Genomic DNA, 16,945 nt, shown 5'->3' with positions numbered 1-16,945 from the left:
GAGGCTCCCGCGACCGGGTGCACCAAATTCTTCGGCCGGTGGGCCGACCACTCAGCGGGCATTTGCCCCGCATCAGATGCAAGGGGTTTTCGAGGACCCCGAAAGGAGAACGGCATGAACCAAGAGGTCATGAATCTCTTCAATCCCCAGGCGCCGGCGCAGGTGTTCGATTCCATCCGGATATCGCTCGCCAGCCCTGAGAAGATTCTGTCCTGGTCGTTCGGCGAGATCAAGAAGCCGGAGACCATCAACTACCGCACCTTCAAGCCGGAGCGTGACGGTCTGTTCTGCGCGCGCATTTTTGGCCCGATCAAGGACTACGAGTGCCTGTGCGGCAAGTACAAGCGCATGAAGTACAAGGGCGTCATCTGCGAAAAGTGCGGTGTCGAGGTCACGCTGTCGCGCGTTCGCCGCGAGCGCATGGGCCATATCGAGCTGGCGGCACCCGTCGCCCATATCTGGTTCCTGAAGTCGCTGCCCTCGCGCATCGGCACGCTGCTCGACATGACCCTGAAGGACATCGAGCGCGTCCTCTACTTCGAGAACTACATCGTCACCGAACCCGGCCTCACCGCGCTGAAGGAGCACCAGCTGCTCAGCGAGGAAGAGTACATGATCGCCGTCGACGAATATGGCGAGGATAGCTTCACCGCCATGATCGGCGCCGAGGCCATTCATGACCTTCTGGCCGGCATGGACCTGGAGAAGATCGCCGGCGACCTGCGTTCGGAGCTGGCTTCGACCACATCCGAGCTGAAGCAGAAGAAGTATCTCAAGCGGCTCAAGGTCGTCGAGAACTTCATGGAGTCCGGCAACCGTCCGGAATGGATGATCATGAAGGTGGTTCCGGTGATCCCGCCGGACCTGCGCCCGCTCGTCCCGCTGGACGGCGGACGTTTCGCGACGTCGGACCTCAACGATCTCTATCGCCGCGTCATCAACCGCAACAACCGTCTGAAGCGGCTGATCGAGTTGCGTGCCCCCGGCATCATCGTGCGCAATGAAAAGCGCATGCTGCAGGAGGCCGTCGACGCGCTGTTCGACAACGGCCGCCGTGGCCGCGTCATCACCGGCGCCAACAAGCGTCCGCTGAAGTCGCTGTCGGATATGCTCAAGGGCAAGCAGGGCCGGTTCCGCCAGAACCTGCTCGGCAAGCGCGTCGACTATTCCGGCCGTTCGGTCATCGTCACCGGTCCGGAGCTCAAGCTGCACCAGTGCGGCCTGCCCAAGAAGATGGCGCTCGAACTGTTCAAGCCCTTCATCTACGCCCGCCTCGACGCGAAGGGTTACTCCTCGACCGTCAAGCAGGCGAAGAAGCTGGTCGAGAAGGAGCGTCCGGAAGTCTGGGATATCCTCGACGAGGTCATCCGCGAGCATCCGGTGCTCTTGAACCGCGCGCCGACGCTGCACCGCCTCGGCATCCAGGCGTTCGAGCCGATCCTGATCGAAGGCAAGGCGATCCAGCTGCATCCGCTGGTCTGCACGGCCTTCAACGCCGACTTCGACGGCGACCAGATGGCGGTCCACGTGCCGCTGTCGCTGGAAGCGCAGTTGGAAGCCCGCGTGCTGATGATGTCAACCAACAACATCCTGCACCCGGCTTCCGGCGCGCCGATCATCGTGCCGTCGCAGGACATGGTTCTGGGTCTCTACTACCTCTCGATCGTCAACCAGAACGAGCCGGGCGAGGGCATGGTGTTTGCCGACATGGGCGAACTCCAGCACGCGCTCGAGACCAAGGCGGTGACCCTGCACGCCAAGATCAAGGGCCGCTTCCGCTCGGTCGACGCCGAGGGCAAGGTCGTGTCGAAGATCTACGACACCACGCCTGGCCGCATGATCATCGGCGAGCTTCTGCCGAAGAACGTCAACGTGCCTTACGAGACCGCCAACCAGGAGATGACCAAGAAGAACATCTCCAAGATGATCGACACCGTCTACCGCCATTGCGGTCAGAAGGAGACGGTCATTTTCTGCGATCGCATCATGGCGCTCGGTTTCGCCCATGCCTGCCGCGCCGGCATTTCGTTCGGCAAGGACGACATGCTGATCCCGGATACCAAGATCAAGCTGGTGTCGGACACCGAGGCCTTGGCCAAGGAATACGAGCAGCAGTACAATGACGGCCTGATCACGCAGGGCGAAAAGTACAACAAGGTCGTCGACGCCTGGGCCAAGTGCTCGGAAAAGGTCGCCGACGAAATGATGGCCCGCATCAAGGCGGTCGAGTTCGAGGACAATGGTCGTCAGAAGCCGATGAACTCGATCTACATGATGTCGCACTCCGGTGCGCGCGGCTCGCCCACCCAGATGCGCCAGCTCGCCGGCATGCGCGGCCTGATGGCCAAGCCATCGGGTGAAATCATCGAGACGCCGATCATCTCGAACTTCAAGGAAGGCCTGACCGTGCTCGAGTACTTCAACTCGACCCACGGCGCCCGCAAGGGTCTGGCGGACACCGCCTTGAAGACGGCGAACTCGGGCTATCTCACCCGTCGTCTGGTCGACGTGGCGCAGGACTGCATCGTCAACTCCGTGGACTGCGGCACCGACAAGGGCCTCACCATGCAGCCGATCGTCGATGCCGGTCAGGTCGTCGCTTCGGTCGGCCAGCGCGTGCTGGGCCGCACCGCGCTCGACGACATCAACCATCCGGTGACCGGCGAATTGCTGGTCAAGGCCGGAACGCTGATGGACGAGCGCGACGTGGAGCAGATCGAGAAGGCCGGCGTGCAGTCGGTCCGGATCCGCTCGGCGCTGACTTGCGAAGTCAGGGTCGGCGTCTGCGCGGTCTGCTACGGACGCGATCTGGCCCGGGGCACCCCGGTCAACCAGGGCGAGGCCGTCGGCGTCATCGCGGCGCAGTCGATCGGTGAGCCGGGCACCCAGCTCACCATGCGTACCTTCCACATGGGCGGTACGGCGCAGGTGGTGGATAGCTCGTTCCTTGAAGCCTCCTATGAGGGCAAGGTCGAGATCCGCAACCGCAACGTGGTGCGCAACTCGGACGGCCAGCAGATGGTCATGGGCCGCAACATGGCGGTGCTGATCCTCGACGAAGCCGGCAAGGAGCGCGCCACGCACCGCGTCACCTATGGTTCGCGCATCTTCGTGGATGATGGCGACAAGGTGAAGCGCGGCCAGCGCATCGCCGAGTGGGATCCTTACACCCGCCCGATCCTCACCGAAATCGAGGGCAAGGTGGCGTTCGAGGATCTGGTCGACGGCATTTCCGTCCAGGAAACGGCCGACGAGTCGACCGGCATCACCAAGCGCGAGGTCATCGACTGGCGTTCGACGCCGCGCGGCAACGACCTGAAGCCGGCGATCGTCGTTCAGGACGCCAAGGGCAAGGTCGGCAAGCTGTCGAAGGGCGGCGATGCCCGCTTCCTGCTCTCGGTCGAGGCCATTCTCTCGGTCGAGCCGGGTGCTCAGGTTCGCCCTGGCGACGTCCTGGCGCGTATCCCGATGGAAAGCGCCAAGACCAAGGACATCACCGGCGGTCTGCCGCGTGTTGCCGAGCTGTTCGAGGCCCGTCGTCCGAAGGATCACGCCATCATCGCAGAGATCGATGGTACGATCCGCTTCGGCCGCGACTACAAGAACAAGCGCCGCATCATCATCGAGCCGCATGACTCGACGCTTGAGCCTGTCGAATACCTGATCCCGAAGGGCAAGCCGTTCCATCTCCAAGACGGCGACGTCATCGAGAAGGGCGACTACATCCTCGACGGCAATCCGGCGCCGCACGACATCCTGGCGATCAAGGGCGTGGAGGCGCTTGCGTCCTACCTCGTCAACGAGATCCAGGAGGTCTACCGTCTGCAGGGCGTGTCGATCAACGACAAGCACATCGAGGTGATCGTTCGGCAGATGCTGCAGAAGGTCGAGATCACCACGCAGGGCGACTCGACCTATATTCCGGGCGACCACGTCGACGTGATCGAACTGGAAGAGGTCAACGAGCGCCTGATCGAGGACGGCAAGAAGCCGGCCGAAGGCCAGCCGGTGCTGCTCGGCATCACCAAGGCTTCGCTGCAGACGCCGTCCTTCATCTCGGCCGCCTCCTTCCAGGAGACGACCAGGGTGCTGACGGAAGCCGCGGTTGCCGGCAAGACCGACATGCTGCAGGGCTTGAAGGAAAACGTCATCGTCGGCCGGCTGATCCCGGCCGGTACCGGCGGCACGATGAGCCAGATCCGCCGCATCGCCACCTCGCGCGACGAACTGATCATCGACGAGCGCCGCAAGGCCTCCGGTGTCGAAGTCGCCGAGCCGATGCTGGCCGACATGACAACCGCCGCGCAATAAGCGCGGCGGCAAGAGATCTCAGGCAACAAGGCCGCCGGGGCAACCCGGCGGCCTTTTCGTTTCAACGAACAATCGAGGAAGGCAGATGAGCACGAAAACCTGGACGGCTGTCGATAACTACATCGTTTCCTCGCTCTTCGAGGCGGATCCCGTTCTCGACGCGGTCCTGGCGGCCAACCGCGACGGTGGCTTGCCGGCGATCGACGTCTCGGCGGCGCAAGGAAAGCTGCTCTCGCTGCTGGTGCGCATTCGCGGCGCGAAAAAGGTGCTCGAGATTGGTACGCTGGGCGGTTATTCCACCATTTGGATGGCGCGGGGATTGCCGGCCGGCGGCAAGATCGTGACGCTCGAACTCGATCCGCACCACGCCAAGGTCGCGCGTTCGAATTTCGACCGGGCAGGGGTTTCCGAACGGATCGATCTGCGAGTCGGGCCGGCGCTGCAGTCGCTCGCTGCGCTGGGCGCCGAAAATGCCGGGCCGTTCGACCTCGTTTTCATCGACGCCGACAAGCCTAACAACCCCAACTATCTCTCCTGGGCCATGCGGCTCTCGCGCTCGGGAACGGTCATCGTCTGCGACAACGTCATCCGTGACGGCGCGGTGCTCGACGAGGACGGTCGCGACGCCAACATCGAAGGTGCACGCGCGGCGTTCTCTTTCATCGGCGGCGACAAGCGCCTGGACGGCACCGCGATCCAGACTGTCGGCGCCAAGGGCTATGACGGGTTTGCCATAGCGATTGTCGATTGAGTTGTTGCGATAGGCGGACCGGATCGCGGATCCGGTCTACGGCCGCTGTTCAGTCGAAGAACGCCTCGACCACATTGCGCTTGCCGAGCATGAAGGCGTCGGCGACATGCTGGAGGGGCGCGAGATCGACATCGGAAGTGCCGGCGCGCACGATTTCGGCGAAACGCCTGTAGAGTTCAGGATATTCCGCTTCCGGTTCTTCATGGACGACGCGGCCGTCGATGGCGAGTTTCGAGCCACCGCCCGAGAGCACCATCTTGCCGGCATCGGTATCGGCGAGAATGTCCCAGCTCTGCGGCCCGGTCTGGAGCCAATCGAGATCCATCGTCACCGCCGACCCGTTCGCCGCGCGGAAGGCGACCTGGGCGGCGATCGGCGCGTCGCGGTTCTCCGGGAAGTCGAGCGCGGCCGAGGTGATGTACATGGCGGGCAGGATGTAGGTCGCGATCGACAGCGCGTTGATGCCTGGATCGAAGACGCCGAAGCCGCCTGGCTGCCAGATCCAGTCCTGGTTCGGGTGCCAGCGGCGCACGTCTTCCTTCCAGACGATTGCCGCTGATTTGATTTGCGTCGCGGCCAAAAAAGTCCGCGCCGCTTCAACCGCCGGCGCATAGCGCGAATGCCAACTGGCGAACAGCGACACGCCCTGTTTCGTCGCCAGCGCCTTCAGGTCCTCGACCTCGCTGACCGTGGCGCCGGGCGGCTTTTCCAGGAACACGTGCTTCTTCGCCTCGAGCGCGGTGCGCGCCGCAGCGTAGCGGAATTGCGGCGGCATGCAGAGTGAGACGGCGTCGAGTTCGGGAACAGCGCCAAGCATCGTCTCGATATCGGGAAAATTATGGATGTCTTCAACCTTGCCATGCCGGCTGGCAGCGGCGATCAGCCGGTAGTCCCGGTCCTTGGCGAGCGCCGGAAGGTGTTGGTCGCGGACGATCTTGCCGACACCGACAATGCCTATCTTGATGGGCTGGGACACTGCCGCTCCGTCTGTTGGATAATGGTGAGCGCTTCTTATCAGAACACTTGCCCCGGGCAAGCCGAAGCCGAAAGGTCAACTCCGTCTTTGCCGGAGCTGCAGCGCCGGCCTTTCACTCGTTGGAAGGCTCCAGCGCCGATTCGAACGGCGAGGGCCGGCACGCTTTCAGATCGGCACATCGAAGGTCACGATCGACACTTCGCCTTCGAGCGCGCCCTGGAAGGCCGAAAGATGCGGCTCCTCGTCGGGCTCGCCCTCCATGTCGCCGATCTGGTCGAGCTCGGCTTCGGCGTAACCTTCCGCCGCCAACGATTCGAGCGCACGGCGCACCGCCGAATCGTCATCAGGCGCAACCAGCATGACGTGCACGCCTTCCGGCTTGCCGCCTTTTCTCTTCCACACCCGGCCGATGATGATAGTGACCGGGCGTTCCTCGTTGTCGTTCACGGGCCGATTCCTTCGCGGCAAGGGGCTTTGACTGTTCATGCGGCTTTTTCGCATGAAGCCGCGCCGCGCAACAGCCAAAAGCCATTCACTTTGCTAAAGGCTTGGCACTTTCTTCCTCGCCCTTGCAAAATTACGAAAGAAAATTACATGCGGTTTACGCATGGCTGCCAAGCCCCGGCTTCAATGCAATATTTGCCGCTCCGGGGTTGACGGTACGCGGGCTTGCGAGTAGAAGCCGCCCAGTCAGAACCGATGTGAGGCTCTCCCTTCCGAAGCGACACGCTTTGGAGTTTGCCTCAAACAGGGTTCGTTTTACGAGCGAAAAGACATTTCCGGCGTGCACGAAGCGGTATCCGCTTCCTCTGCGATTTGTTCGGGCAAGACCGCAAGGCGCGGTTTGTGGCCCGAATTTGCGTATGGAAATGACGCTTTGAGCGAGCCTTGACCGGCACGAGACACGGAATTGAGAGACAAGAGGGTTTAATGCCTACCGTCAACCAGCTGATCCGCAAGCCGCGCATTGCGCCGGTGAAGCGCAACAAGGTCCCGGCCATGCAGCAGAACCCGCAGAAGCGGGGCGTCTGCACGCGCGTCTACACAACGACGCCGAAGAAGCCGAACTCGGCGCTGCGCAAGGTGGCCAAGATCCGCCTGACCAATGGTTTCGAGGTGATCGGTTACATCCCCGGCGAAGGTCACAACCTTCAGGAGCACTCCGTGGTCATGATCCGCGGCGGCCGCGTCAAGGACCTTCCGGGTGTCCGTTACCACATCATCCGCGGCGTGCTCGACACGCAGGGTGTGAAGAACCGCAAGCAGCGCCGTTCGAAATACGGTGCCAAGCGTCCGAAGTAAGGTTTTCCGGCTTCGGCGCTTTTTTGACTGCGCCGGGCTATGAGAGATTGAGAGACAAAAGCCATGTCCCGTCGTCACAGTGCAGAAAAGCGTGAGATCAATCCGGACCCCAAGTTCGGCGATCTGATCGTCACCAAGTTCATGAACGCCGTCATGTATGACGGCAAGAAGTCGGTTGCCGAGACCATCGTCTACGGCGCGCTCGACCAGGTCCAGTCGAAGACCAAACAGGAGCCGGTCACCGTCTTCCATCAGGCGCTCGACAATGTCGCGCCGCATGTGGAAGTGCGTTCGCGTCGCGTCGGCGGCGCCACCTACCAGGTTCCGGTCGACGTGCGCCCCGAGCGCCGTCAGGCGCTGGCCATTCGTTGGCTGATCGCCGCGGCCCGCAACCGCAACGAGACCACCATGGTCGACCGCCTTTCCGGCGAGCTGATGGACGCGGCCAACAACCGCGGCACCGCCGTGAAGAAGCGTGAAGACACCCACAAGATGGCTGAAGCCAACCGCGCCTTCGCGCACTACCGCTGGTAAAGCGCGAAAGAGACTGAGAGGCAGTTACGATGGCTCGCGAATATAAAATCGAAGACTACCGCAATTTCGGTATCATGGCGCATATCGACGCCGGCAAGACGACGACCACCGAGCGCGTCCTCTATTACACGGGCAAGTCGCACAAGATCGGCGAAGTGCACGACGGCGCCGCGACCATGGACTGGATGGAGCAGGAGCAGGAACGCGGCATCACGATCACGTCGGCCGCGACCACGACCTTCTGGAAGGGCCGTGACGGCAAGATGCACCGCTTCAACATCATCGACACGCCCGGACACGTCGACTTCACCATCGAGGTCGAGCGTTCGCTGCGCGTGCTTGACGGTGCCATCGCGCTGCTCGACGCCAATGCCGGTGTGGAGCCGCAGACGGAAACCGTCTGGCGCCAGGCCGACAAGTACCGCGTGCCGCGCATGATCTTCTGCAACAAGATGGACAAGACCGGCGCCGACTTCTACCGCTCGGTCGAGATGATCGGCTCGCGCCTTGGTGCGCAGGCTGTCGTCATGCAGCTGCCGATCGGCGCCGAGACCGAATTCAAGGGCGTTGTCGACCTGGTCGAGATGAACGCGCTGGTCTGGCGCGACGAGACGCTGGGCGCTGCCTGGGATGTCGTCGAGATCCCGGCCGACCTCAAGGCCCGCGCCGAGGAATACCGCGAGAAGATGATCGAGGCCGCCGTCGAGATGGACGAGACGGCTCTTGAAAACTACCTCGAAGGCAAGATGCCGTCGAATGACGAGATCCGCGCGCTGATCCGCAAGGGCACCATCGCGGTCAAGTTCTTCCCGATGTTCTGCGGCTCGGCATTCAAGAACAAGGGCGTGCAGCCTCTGCTCGACGCGGTCGTGGAATACCTGCCGTCGCCGGCCGATGTGCCCGCGATCAAGGGTGTCGATGCCAAGACCGACGCCGAGATCGAGCGTCACGCCGTCGACGACGAGCCGCTGTCGATGCTGGCGTTCAAGATTATGAACGACCCGTTCGTCGGTTCGCTGACCTTTGCCCGCATCTATTCGGGCAAGCTCACCAAGGGCATCTCGGTCGACAACACCGTGAAGGGCAAGAAAGAGCGCATCGGCCGCATGCTGCAGATGCATGCGAATTCCCGTGCCGACGTTGAAGAGGCCTATGCCGGCGACATCGTCGCTCTCGCAGGTCTCAAGGACACGACCACCGGCGACACGCTGTGCGATCCGCTTCATCCGGTCATCCTCGAGCGTATGGAATTCCCCGATCCGGTCATCCAGATCGCCATCGAGCCGAAGACCAAGAACGACCAGGAAAAGATGGGCCTCGCTCTGCATCGCCTGGCTGCCGAGGATCCGTCCTTCCGCGTCAAGACCGACGAGGAAAGCGGCCAGACCATCATTTCCGGCATGGGCGAGCTGCACCTCGACATCATCGTCGACCGCATGCGCCGCGAGTTCAAGGTCGAGGCCAATGTTGGTGCGCCGCAGGTGGCTTATCGCGAGACGATCACCCGCAGGCACGAGCAGGACTACACGCACAAGAAGCAGACCGGTGGTACCGGGCAGTTCGCCCGCGTGAAGATCGTGTTCGAGCCGAACCCCGATGGCGAGGATTTCGTGTTCGAATCCAAGATCGTCGGCGGCGCTGTGCCGAAGGAATACATCCCGGGTGTCGAGAAGGGCCTGCTGAGCAAGATGGGTTCCGGCCCGTTTGCCGGGTTCCCGATGATCGGCGTCAAGGCTACCTTGATCGACGGCGCTTTCCACGACGTCGACTCTTCGGTGCTCGCATTCGAAATCGCTTCCCGCGCTTGCTTTATGGAAGCTTCGCCGAAGCTCGGCGTGCAGCTGCTCGAGCCGATCATGAAGGTCGAGGTCGTGACGCCGGAAGATTATGTCGGCGGTGTCATCGGCGACCTCAACGGCCGTCGTGGCCAGATCCAGGGCCAGGAAGCCCGCGGCGTGGCAGTCGTCATCAACGCGATGGTGCCGCTCGCCAACATGTTCAAGTACGTCGACAATCTGCGCTCGATGAGCCAGGGCCGTGCGGCATACACGATGCAGTTCGACCATTACGAGCCGGTCCCGACCGCGGTCGCCCAGGAAGTCCAGAAGAAATACGCGTAACCCGGCAGGGTGCTGCGGCAACTTAATTAAGAGCCCGTACGGGCGAGCAGGAATGGAGACATCACATGGCAAAAGGTAAATTCGAGCGCACCAAGCCGCATGTGAACATCGGCACGATTGGCCACGTTGATCATGGCAAGACGTCTTTGACGGCAGCGATCACCAAGTATTTTGGCGAATACAAGCGCTATGACCAGATTGACGCGGCGCCGGAAGAGAAGGCGCGCGGCATCACCATTTCGACGGCTCACGTCGAGTACGAGACGGAGAACCGCCACTACGCCCATGTCGACTGCCCCGGCCACGCCGACTATGTGAAGAACATGATCACGGGTGCCGCGCAGATGGACGGCGCGATCCTGGTTGTGTCGGCCGCCGACGGCCCGATGCCGCAGACCCGCGAGCACATCCTTTTGGCCCGCCAGGTCGGCGTGCCGTCGATCGTGGTGTTCTTGAACAAGGTCGACCAGGTTGACGATGCCGAGCTGCTTGAGCTGGTCGAGCTCGAGGTTCGCGAATTGCTGACCAAGAACGAGTTCCCCGGCGACGACATTCCGATCGTCAAGGGTTCGGCGCTGGCGGCGCTGGAAGATTCGGACAAGAAGATCGGCGAGGACGCGATCCGCGAGCTGATGGCTCAGGTCGACGCCTACATCCCGACGCCGGTTCGTCCGCTCGACAAGCCGTTCCTGATGCCGATCGAGGACGTGTTCTCGATCTCGGGCCGCGGCACGGTCGTGACCGGTCGCGTCGAGCGCGGCGTGGTCAAGGTCGGCGAGGAGCTGGAGATCATCGGCATTCGTCCGACCACCAAGACGACCTGCACGGGCGTCGAGATGTTCCGCAAGCTGCTCGACCAGGGCCAGGCCGGCGACAACATCGGCGCGCTGCTGCGCGGTGTCGACCGTGAAGGTGTCGAGCGCGGCCAGGTTCTGGCCAAGCCCGGTTCGGTGAAGCCGCACAAGAAGTTCGTGGCCGAAGCCTACATCCTGACCAAGGACGAGGGCGGCCGTCACACGCCGTTCTTCACCAACTACCGTCCGCAGTTCTACTTCCGCACCACCGACGTGACCGGCATCGTGTCGCTGCCGGCCGGCACCGAGATGGTGATGCCTGGCGACAACATCACGGTCGACGTCGAGCTGATCGTGCCGATCGCCATGGAAGAGAAGCTGCGCTTCGCCATCCGTGAAGGCGGCCGCACCGTCGGTGCCGGCATCGTCGTCACCATCAAAGAGTAATTTGGACTTAAACCGATCTGTCGCGGGCGCGGGTGCCCGCGCCGCGCCAGAACAAGGAAGTGACGCATGAACGGACAGAATATCCGCATCCGCCTGAAGGCGTTTGATCACCGGGTGCTCGACGCCTCGACGCGCGAAATCGTGTCGACGGCCAAGCGCACCGGTGCCAACGTCCGCGGCCCCATTCCGCTGCCGACGCGGATCGAAAAGTTCACGGTCAACCGGTCGCCTCACGTCGACAAGAAGAGCCGCGAGCAGTTCGAGATGCGCACGCACAAGCGTCTGCTCGATATCGTCGATCCGACCCCGCAGACCGTCGATGCTTTGATGAAGCTCGATCTGGCCGCCGGTGTCGACGTCGAGATCAAGCTCTAAGGGAATGAGAGCGCGGTAAGGGGCGGTGCCCCTGGCCCGGAACTCTAAAGGAATTGAACCGATGCGTTCAGGTGTGATTGCAAAGAAGGTGGGAATGACCCGCATCTACAACGATGCCGGGGAACATGTTCCCGTCACCGTTCTCCAGATGGAGAACTGCCAGGTCGTGGCGCAGCGCACGCAGGAGAAGAATGGCTACACCGCCGTTCAGCTCGGCGTTGGCCTTGCCAAGGTGAAGAACACGTCGAAGGCGATGCGCGGCCATTTCGCGACCGCTTCCGTCGAGCCGAAGGCCAAGCTTGCCGAGTTCCGCGTCTCCGCCGACAACATGATCGATGTCGGCGCCGAGATCACCGTCGAGCATTTCGTCGCCGGCCAGAAGGTCGACGTCACCGGCACGACGATCGGCAAGGGTTTCCAGGGCGTCATCAAGCGCCACCACATGGGTGGTGGCCGCGCGACCCACGGTAACTCGGTCTCGCACCGGACGCACGGCTCGACCGGCCAGCGCCAGGACCCCGGCAAGGTGTTCAAGGGCAAGAAGATGGCCGGCCACATGGGCGACACGCGCGTCACCACGCAGAACGTCGAGATCGTCTCGACCGATGCCGACCGCGGCCTGATCCTGATCCGCGGCGCGGTTCCCGGGTCGAAGGGTGCGTGGATCCTGGTTCGCGACGCCGCCAAGGTGGCGCTTCCGGCCAATGCGCCGAAGCCCGCCGCGATCCGCCCAGTTGCTGCCGGTATGGGCACGAAGAATGAGGCTCCGGCCACAGAGGGAGCGGAATAATGGATCTCAAGATCACAACGCTGGGCGGCAAGGACGCCGGCAAGGTGAAACTCTCCGAGGAGATTTTCGGCCTTGATCCGCGCGAGGACATTTTGCAGCGCGTCGTGCGCTGGCAGCTCGCCAAGAAGCAGCAGGGCACGCACAAGGCCAAGGGCCGCGCCGAGATCGCGCGCACCGGCGCCAAGATGTACAAACAGAAGGGTACGGGCCGCGCCCGTCACCATTCGGCACGCGCTCCGCAGTTCCGCGGCGGCGGCAAGGCTCACGGCCCGGTCGTTCGCAGCCACGAGCACGAGCTGCCGAAGAAGGTCCGCGCGCTCGGCCTCAAGCATGCTCTCTCGGCCAAGGCCAAGAGCGCGTCGATCATCGTCATCGACGAGCTGAAGCTGACCGAGGCAAAGACCAAGGCGCTGATCGCGAATTTCGCGACGCTGGGCCTGACGAACGCCCTGGTGATTGGTGGCGCCGAGCTCGACCGGAACTTCAAGCTGGCCGCGACCAACATCCCGAACATCGACGTGCTGCCCATCCAGGGCATCAACGTCTACGACATTCTGCGCCGCGGCACGCTGGTCCTTTCGAAGGCCGCCGTCGAGGCTCTCGAGGAGCGCTTTAAATGACCGACCTTCGTCACTACGACGTAATCGTCAGCCCGGCGATCACCGAAAAGTCGACCATGGCTTCCGAGCAGAACCAGGTCGTCTTCAACGTCGCCAAGAAGGCGTCGAAGCCGGAAATCAAGGCCGCCGTCGAAGCGCTGTTCGGCGTCAAGGTGATGGCCGTGAACACGCTTGTCCGCAAGGGCAAGATCAAGCGCTTCCGCGGCACGATCGGCCGCCAGAGCGACGTCAAGAAGGCGGTAGTGACGCTGGCAGATGGCCAGTCGATCGACGTCGCGACGGGTCTCTGAGCAAGGCCGCGAGGACAGGACAATGGCACTTAAAAAATTCAACCCGATAACGCCGAGCACCCGTCAGCTGGTCATCGTCGACCGCTCGGGCCTCTACAAGGGCAAGCCCGTCAAGGGTCTGACCGAGGGCCTGACCAAGTCGGGCGGCCGTAACAATTACGGCCGCATCACTGCACGCTTCATCGGCGGCGGTCACAAGCGTTCGTACCGCATCATCGATTTCAAGCGCCGCAAGTTCGACGTCGTCGGCACGGTCGAGCGCATTGAATACGATCCGAACCGCACCGCCTTCATCGCGCTGATCAAGTATGACGATGGCGAGCTGTCCTACATCATCGCTCCGCAGCGCCTTGCCGCAGGCGACAAGATCGTGGCTGGCGAAGCGGTCGACGTGAAGCCGGGCAATGCGATGCCGCTGGCCTCGATGCCGGTCGGCACGATCGTCCACAACATCGAGCTGAAGCCGGGCAAGGGCGCCCAGGTCGCCCGTTCGGCTGGCGGTTACGCCCAGCTCGTCGGCCGCGACCAGGGCATGGCGATCCTGCGCCTCAACTCGGGCGAGCAGCGTGTCGTTCACGGCTCCTGCATGGCTACCGTCGGTGCCGTGTCCAACCCGGACCACGGCAACATCAACGACGGCAAGGCCGGCCGCACGGTTTGGCGTGGCAAGCGCCCGCACAATCGCGGCGTGACCATGAACCCGGTCGACCACCCGCATGGCGGTGGTGAAGGCCGCACCTCCGGTGGCCGCCATCCGGTCTCGCCGTGGGGCAAGCCGACCAAGGGCAAGAAGACGCGGTCCAACAAGGCGACCGACAAGTTCATCCTGCGCTCGCGCCATCAGCGCAAGAGCTAAGAAGAGGTAACGCCAAGTGACTCGTTCTATTTGGAAAGGCCCCTTCATCGACGGCTACCTTCTCAAGAAGGTGGACAAGGTTCGTGAAGGTGGTCGCAATGAGGTGATCAAGATGTGGAGCCGTCGCTCCACCATCCTGCCGCAGTTCGTCGGCTTCACCTTCGGTGTCTACAACGGCCAGAAGCATGTTCCCGTCTCGGTGAACGAGGACATGGTCGGTCACAAGTTCGGTGAATTCGCTCCGACGCGGACCTATTACGGTCACGGCGCGGATAAGAAGGCGAAGAGGAAATAATCATGGGCAAGGCCAAAGCTCCGCGCAGGCTTGCTGACAACGAAGCGCGCGCCGTACTGCGCACGATCCGTATCAGCCCGCAGAAGCTGAACCTGGTTGCCGCGCTGATCCGCGGCAAGAAGGTCGCGACAGCGCTTTCCGACCTGGAATTCTCGGCCAAGCGGATTTCCGGCACGGTCAAGAAGACGCTGGAATCGGCGATCGCCAACGCGGAAAACAATCACGACCTCGACGTCGATGCGCTGATCGTGGCGGAAGCCTATGTCGGCAAGTCGATCGTCATGAAGCGGTTCCATGCCCGGGGCCGTGGTCGCGCCAGCCGTATCGAGAAGCCGTTCTCGCACCTCACGATCGTCGTTCGTGAAGTCGAAGAAAAAGGGGAGGCCGCATAATGGGCCAGAAAGTCAATCCGATCGGTCTTCGCCTCGGCATCAACCGCACCTGGGATTCGCGCTGGTTCGCGAACACCGGCGAGTACGGCAAGCTGCTGCATGAGGACATCAAGATCCGCAAGTACCTCGAGAAGGAGCTCAAGCAGGCTGCCATCTCGAAGGTCGTGATCGAGCGTCCGCACAAAAAGTGCCGCGTCACCATCCATGCCGCGCGCCCGGGTCTGATCATCGGCAAGAAGGGCGCCGACATCGAGAAGCTTCGCAAGAAGCTGATGGAGATGACCAAGTCCGAGACGCACCTCAACATCGTCGAAGTGCGCAAGCCGGAAATCGACGCGACCCTGGTCGCCCAGTCGATCGCCCAGCAGCTCGAGCGCCGCATCGCGTTCCGCCGCGCCATGAAGCGTGCCGTGCAGTCGGCGATGCGCCTCGGTGCCGAAGGCATCCGCATCAACTGCTCGGGCCGTCTCGGCGGCGCTGAAATCGCGCGCATGGAATGGTACCGTGAAGGCCGCGTGCCGCTGCACACGCTGCGTGCCGATGTCGACTACGGCACGGCCGAGGCGAATACGGCGTACGGCATCTGCGGCGTCAAGGTGTGGGTGTTCAAGGGCGAGATCCTCGAGCACGACCCGATGGCTTCGGAGCGCCGCGCGACCGAGGGCGATCATGCGCATGGCGGTGGTGGTGGTGATCGCGAACGCGGTCGTCGTCGCGAAAACGCCTGAGACATTTAGGAATTTGGAGTTAGAACGATGCTGCAGCCAAAGCGCACAAAGTTCCGCAAGCAGTTCAAGGGCCGCATCCACGGTACCGCCAAGGGCGGCACCAACCTGGATTTCGGTGGTTTCGGGCTGAAGGCGCTTGAGCCGAACCGCGTCACCGCGCGCGAGATCGAAGCGGCCCGCCGCGCGATCACCCGCGAGATGAAGCGCGCCGGCCGTGTCTGGATCCGTATTTTCCCGGATCTGCCGGTCACCTCGAAGCCGACCGAAGTCCGCATGGGCAAGGGCAAGGGCGCGGTCGACTACTGGGCGGCGCGCGTCAAGCCGGGCCGGATCATGTTCGAGATCGACGGCGTCAATGAAGAAACCGCCCGTGAGGCACTGCGTCTCGGCGCGGCCAAGCTCTCGGTCAGGACGCGCTTCGTACAGCGCATCGCAGAATAAGGACGGGCTGATCATGAAAGCCGAAGACATCCGGACCAAGACCCAGGACCAGCTGACCGACGACCTGGCCAGCCTGAAGAAGGAGCAGTTCAACCTGCGCTTCCAGAAGGCGACCGGCCAGCTCGAAAAGACCGCGCGCGTGAGGCAGGTCCGCAAGGACATTGCGCGTATCAAGACCATCGCTGCGGAAAAGTCCGCGGCTAAGAAGGCTTAAGGACGAAAACCATGCCAAAGCGCATTCTGCAGGGCACCGTCGTCAGCGACAAGAACGAGAAGACGGTTGTCGTCAAGGTCGAACGGCGCTTCACGCATCCCGTGATGAAGAAGACCGTGCGCATGACCAAGAAGTACAAGGCGCACGACGAGAACAACGCCCACAAGGTTGGCGATCAGGTGTTCATCCAGGAATCGAAGCCGATTTCCAAGGACAAGCGCTGGATTGTCGTGTCTTCGGACCAAGCCTGATCTCTGGGCGTAAACAAACGAATTTTGGACAGACCGGGGAGGGGTGAAGAACCCGTCCCGTTAGAAAAGAAGAAGGCGGCCAGTCATGATTCAGATGCAAACAAACCTCGACGTCGCGGATAATTCCGGCGCCCGTCGTGTCATGTGCATCAAGGTGCTGGGCGGCTCGAAGCGGAAATACGCTTCCGTAGGCGACATCATCGTGGTGTCGATCAAGGAAGCCATCCCGCGCGGCCGCGTGAAGAAGGGCGATGTGATGAAGGCGGTCGTGGTTCGCACGGCCAAGGACATCCGCCGCCCGGACGGCAGCGTGATCCGTTTCGACAAGAACGCGGCCGTTCTCGTCGACAACAAGAAAGAGCCGATCGGCACGCGTATCTTCGGACCGGTTCCGCGCGAACTCCGCGCCAAGAACCACATGAAGATCATCTCGCTCGCGCCTGAAGTGCTGTAAGGAG

20 protein-coding genes are annotated in these 16,945 nt (G+C 62.5%); 18 read left to right on the top strand and 2 right to left on the bottom strand.

Annotated elements, in window-relative coordinates; genetic code table 11:
- Positions 1-114: 114 nt before the first annotated feature.
- Positions 115-4,311, top strand: a complete 4,197-nt coding sequence (gene rpoC / locus FJ972_RS18675) for a DNA-directed RNA polymerase subunit beta' (protein ID WP_140501630.1) — start codon at positions 115-117, stop codon at positions 4,309-4,311.
- Positions 4,312-4,396: 85 nt separating this feature from the next.
- Positions 4,397-5,062: an O-methyltransferase gene (locus tag FJ972_RS18670; RefSeq protein ID WP_140515455.1), complete on the top strand. Its 666-nt coding sequence runs from the start codon at positions 4,397-4,399 to the stop codon at positions 5,060-5,062.
- A 49-nt stretch (positions 5,063-5,111) separates the two neighbouring features.
- Here FJ972_RS18670 and FJ972_RS18665 read toward each other — a convergent pair whose 3' ends face one another.
- Complete coding sequence (locus FJ972_RS18665) at positions 5,112-6,038, bottom strand: Gfo/Idh/MocA family protein (RefSeq protein ID WP_140515454.1); 927 nt, start codon at positions 6,036-6,038, stop codon at positions 5,112-5,114.
- Between the two features lie 165 nt (positions 6,039-6,203).
- Positions 6,204-6,485 carry a transcriptional regulator gene (locus FJ972_RS18660; protein ID WP_140525522.1) on the bottom strand — a complete coding sequence of 94 codons (282 nt, stop codon included), beginning with the start codon at positions 6,483-6,485 and terminating at the stop codon, positions 6,204-6,206.
- 483 nt (positions 6,486-6,968) lie between these two features.
- Here FJ972_RS18660 and rpsL point away from each other — a divergent pair, with 483 nt between their 5' ends.
- The 16 genes from rpsL to rplN all read left to right on the top strand — a co-directional run bounded on the left by rpsL (position 6,969) and on the right by rplN (position 16,941).
- Positions 6,969-7,340 (top strand): 30S ribosomal protein S12, encoded by a 372-nt coding sequence (rpsL, locus tag FJ972_RS18655; protein ID WP_006333356.1) that lies wholly within the window; start codon positions 6,969-6,971, stop codon positions 7,338-7,340.
- 63 nt (positions 7,341-7,403) lie between these two features.
- On the top strand, positions 7,404-7,874 hold the full coding sequence (gene rpsG / locus FJ972_RS18650; protein ID WP_008875664.1) for a 30S ribosomal protein S7: 471 nt from the start codon (positions 7,404-7,406) through the stop codon (positions 7,872-7,874).
- Between the two features lie 29 nt (positions 7,875-7,903).
- A complete protein-coding gene (gene fusA / locus FJ972_RS18645) occupies positions 7,904-9,994 on the top strand; it encodes an elongation factor G (RefSeq protein ID WP_140525521.1) in 2,091 nt (696 codons plus the stop codon).
- Positions 9,995-10,059: 65 nt separating this feature from the next.
- On the top strand, positions 10,060-11,235 hold the full coding sequence (gene tuf, locus FJ972_RS18640) for an elongation factor Tu (RefSeq protein ID WP_140515452.1): 1,176 nt from the start codon (positions 10,060-10,062) through the stop codon (positions 11,233-11,235).
- 66 nt (positions 11,236-11,301) lie between these two features.
- Positions 11,302-11,610 carry a 30S ribosomal protein S10 gene (rpsJ, locus tag FJ972_RS18635; RefSeq protein WP_006205468.1) on the top strand — a complete coding sequence of 103 codons (309 nt, stop codon included), beginning with the start codon at positions 11,302-11,304 and terminating at the stop codon, positions 11,608-11,610.
- Positions 11,611-11,671: 61 nt separating this feature from the next.
- Positions 11,672-12,400 carry a 50S ribosomal protein L3 gene (rplC, locus tag FJ972_RS18630; protein WP_140501257.1) on the top strand — a complete coding sequence of 243 codons (729 nt, stop codon included), beginning with the start codon at positions 11,672-11,674 and terminating at the stop codon, positions 12,398-12,400.
- Positions 12,400-13,020 carry a 50S ribosomal protein L4 gene (rplD, locus tag FJ972_RS18625; protein WP_140501259.1) on the top strand — a complete coding sequence of 207 codons (621 nt, stop codon included), beginning with the start codon at positions 12,400-12,402 and terminating at the stop codon, positions 13,018-13,020. Before rplC ends, rplD begins: the two co-directional genes overlap by 1 nt.
- Complete coding sequence (locus tag FJ972_RS18620) at positions 13,017-13,310, top strand: 50S ribosomal protein L23 (RefSeq protein ID WP_006205465.1); 294 nt, start codon at positions 13,017-13,019, stop codon at positions 13,308-13,310. The genes rplD and FJ972_RS18620 overlap by 4 nt, the downstream gene beginning before the upstream one ends.
- 22 nt (positions 13,311-13,332) lie before the next feature.
- Positions 13,333-14,166 (top strand): 50S ribosomal protein L2, encoded by an 834-nt coding sequence (rplB, locus tag FJ972_RS18615; protein WP_140501261.1) that lies wholly within the window; start codon positions 13,333-13,335, stop codon positions 14,164-14,166.
- A gap of 16 nt (positions 14,167-14,182) precedes the next feature.
- Entirely contained in the window at positions 14,183-14,461 is a 279-nt protein-coding gene (gene rpsS / locus FJ972_RS18610; protein WP_006205463.1) for a 30S ribosomal protein S19, read from the top strand.
- Positions 14,462-14,463: 2 nt separating this feature from the next.
- A complete protein-coding gene (rplV, locus tag FJ972_RS18605) occupies positions 14,464-14,853 on the top strand; it encodes a 50S ribosomal protein L22 (protein WP_006205462.1) in 390 nt (129 codons plus the stop codon).
- Entirely contained in the window at positions 14,853-15,581 is a 729-nt protein-coding gene (gene rpsC / locus FJ972_RS18600; protein WP_140501263.1) for a 30S ribosomal protein S3, read from the top strand. The genes rplV and rpsC overlap by 1 nt, the downstream gene beginning before the upstream one ends.
- Positions 15,582-15,608: 27 nt before the next feature.
- Positions 15,609-16,022: a 50S ribosomal protein L16 gene (gene rplP / locus FJ972_RS18595; RefSeq protein WP_027026963.1), complete on the top strand. Its 414-nt coding sequence runs from the start codon at positions 15,609-15,611 to the stop codon at positions 16,020-16,022.
- Between the two features lie 13 nt (positions 16,023-16,035).
- Positions 16,036-16,236: a 50S ribosomal protein L29 gene (rpmC, locus tag FJ972_RS18590; protein WP_006205459.1), complete on the top strand. Its 201-nt coding sequence runs from the start codon at positions 16,036-16,038 to the stop codon at positions 16,234-16,236.
- 11 nt (positions 16,237-16,247) lie between these two features.
- Positions 16,248-16,487 carry a 30S ribosomal protein S17 gene (gene rpsQ / locus FJ972_RS18585; protein ID WP_010909280.1) on the top strand — a complete coding sequence of 80 codons (240 nt, stop codon included), beginning with the start codon at positions 16,248-16,250 and terminating at the stop codon, positions 16,485-16,487.
- Positions 16,488-16,572: 85 nt separating this feature from the next.
- A complete protein-coding gene (rplN, locus tag FJ972_RS18580) occupies positions 16,573-16,941 on the top strand; it encodes a 50S ribosomal protein L14 (protein WP_006205457.1) in 369 nt (122 codons plus the stop codon).
- Positions 16,942-16,945: the final 4 nt, after the last annotated feature.

The sequence above is a fragment of the Mesorhizobium sp. B2-1-1 genome (assembly GCF_006442975.2).
GTDB lineage: Bacteria > Pseudomonadota > Alphaproteobacteria > Rhizobiales > Rhizobiaceae > Mesorhizobium.
Note: the sequence above shows the minus strand (reverse complement) of the source record. Positions and strands in the feature narration are given on the sequence as shown.

What these genes read in the sequence shown, in the direction of transcription:
- rpoC (WP_140501630.1), top strand. Translation starts at nt 115, where the DNA reads ATGAACCAAGAGGTCATGAATCTCTTCAATCCCCAGGCGCCGGCGCAG.
- FJ972_RS18670 (WP_140515455.1), top strand. Translation starts at nt 4,397, where the DNA reads ATGAGCACGAAAACCTGGACGGCTGTCGATAACTACATCGTTTCCTCG.
- rpsL (WP_006333356.1), top strand. Translation starts at nt 6,969, where the DNA reads ATGCCTACCGTCAACCAGCTGATCCGCAAGCCGCGCATTGCGCCGGTG.
- rpsG (WP_008875664.1), top strand. Translation starts at nt 7,404, where the DNA reads ATGTCCCGTCGTCACAGTGCAGAAAAGCGTGAGATCAATCCGGACCCC.
- fusA (WP_140525521.1), top strand. Translation starts at nt 7,904, where the DNA reads ATGGCTCGCGAATATAAAATCGAAGACTACCGCAATTTCGGTATCATG.
- tuf (WP_140515452.1), top strand. Translation starts at nt 10,060, where the DNA reads ATGGCAAAAGGTAAATTCGAGCGCACCAAGCCGCATGTGAACATCGGC.
- rpsJ (WP_006205468.1), top strand. Translation starts at nt 11,302, where the DNA reads ATGAACGGACAGAATATCCGCATCCGCCTGAAGGCGTTTGATCACCGG.
- rplC (WP_140501257.1), top strand. Translation starts at nt 11,672, where the DNA reads ATGCGTTCAGGTGTGATTGCAAAGAAGGTGGGAATGACCCGCATCTAC.
- rplD (WP_140501259.1), top strand. Translation starts at nt 12,400, where the DNA reads ATGGATCTCAAGATCACAACGCTGGGCGGCAAGGACGCCGGCAAGGTG.
- FJ972_RS18620 (WP_006205465.1), top strand. Translation starts at nt 13,017, where the DNA reads ATGACCGACCTTCGTCACTACGACGTAATCGTCAGCCCGGCGATCACC.
- rplB (WP_140501261.1), top strand. Translation starts at nt 13,333, where the DNA reads ATGGCACTTAAAAAATTCAACCCGATAACGCCGAGCACCCGTCAGCTG.
- rplV (WP_006205462.1), top strand. Translation starts at nt 14,464, where the DNA reads ATGGGCAAGGCCAAAGCTCCGCGCAGGCTTGCTGACAACGAAGCGCGC.
- rpsC (WP_140501263.1), top strand. Translation starts at nt 14,853, where the DNA reads ATGGGCCAGAAAGTCAATCCGATCGGTCTTCGCCTCGGCATCAACCGC.
- rplP (WP_027026963.1), top strand. Translation starts at nt 15,609, where the DNA reads ATGCTGCAGCCAAAGCGCACAAAGTTCCGCAAGCAGTTCAAGGGCCGC.
- rpmC (WP_006205459.1), top strand. Translation starts at nt 16,036, where the DNA reads ATGAAAGCCGAAGACATCCGGACCAAGACCCAGGACCAGCTGACCGAC.
- rpsQ (WP_010909280.1), top strand. Translation starts at nt 16,248, where the DNA reads ATGCCAAAGCGCATTCTGCAGGGCACCGTCGTCAGCGACAAGAACGAG.
- rplN (WP_006205457.1), top strand. Translation starts at nt 16,573, where the DNA reads ATGATTCAGATGCAAACAAACCTCGACGTCGCGGATAATTCCGGCGCC.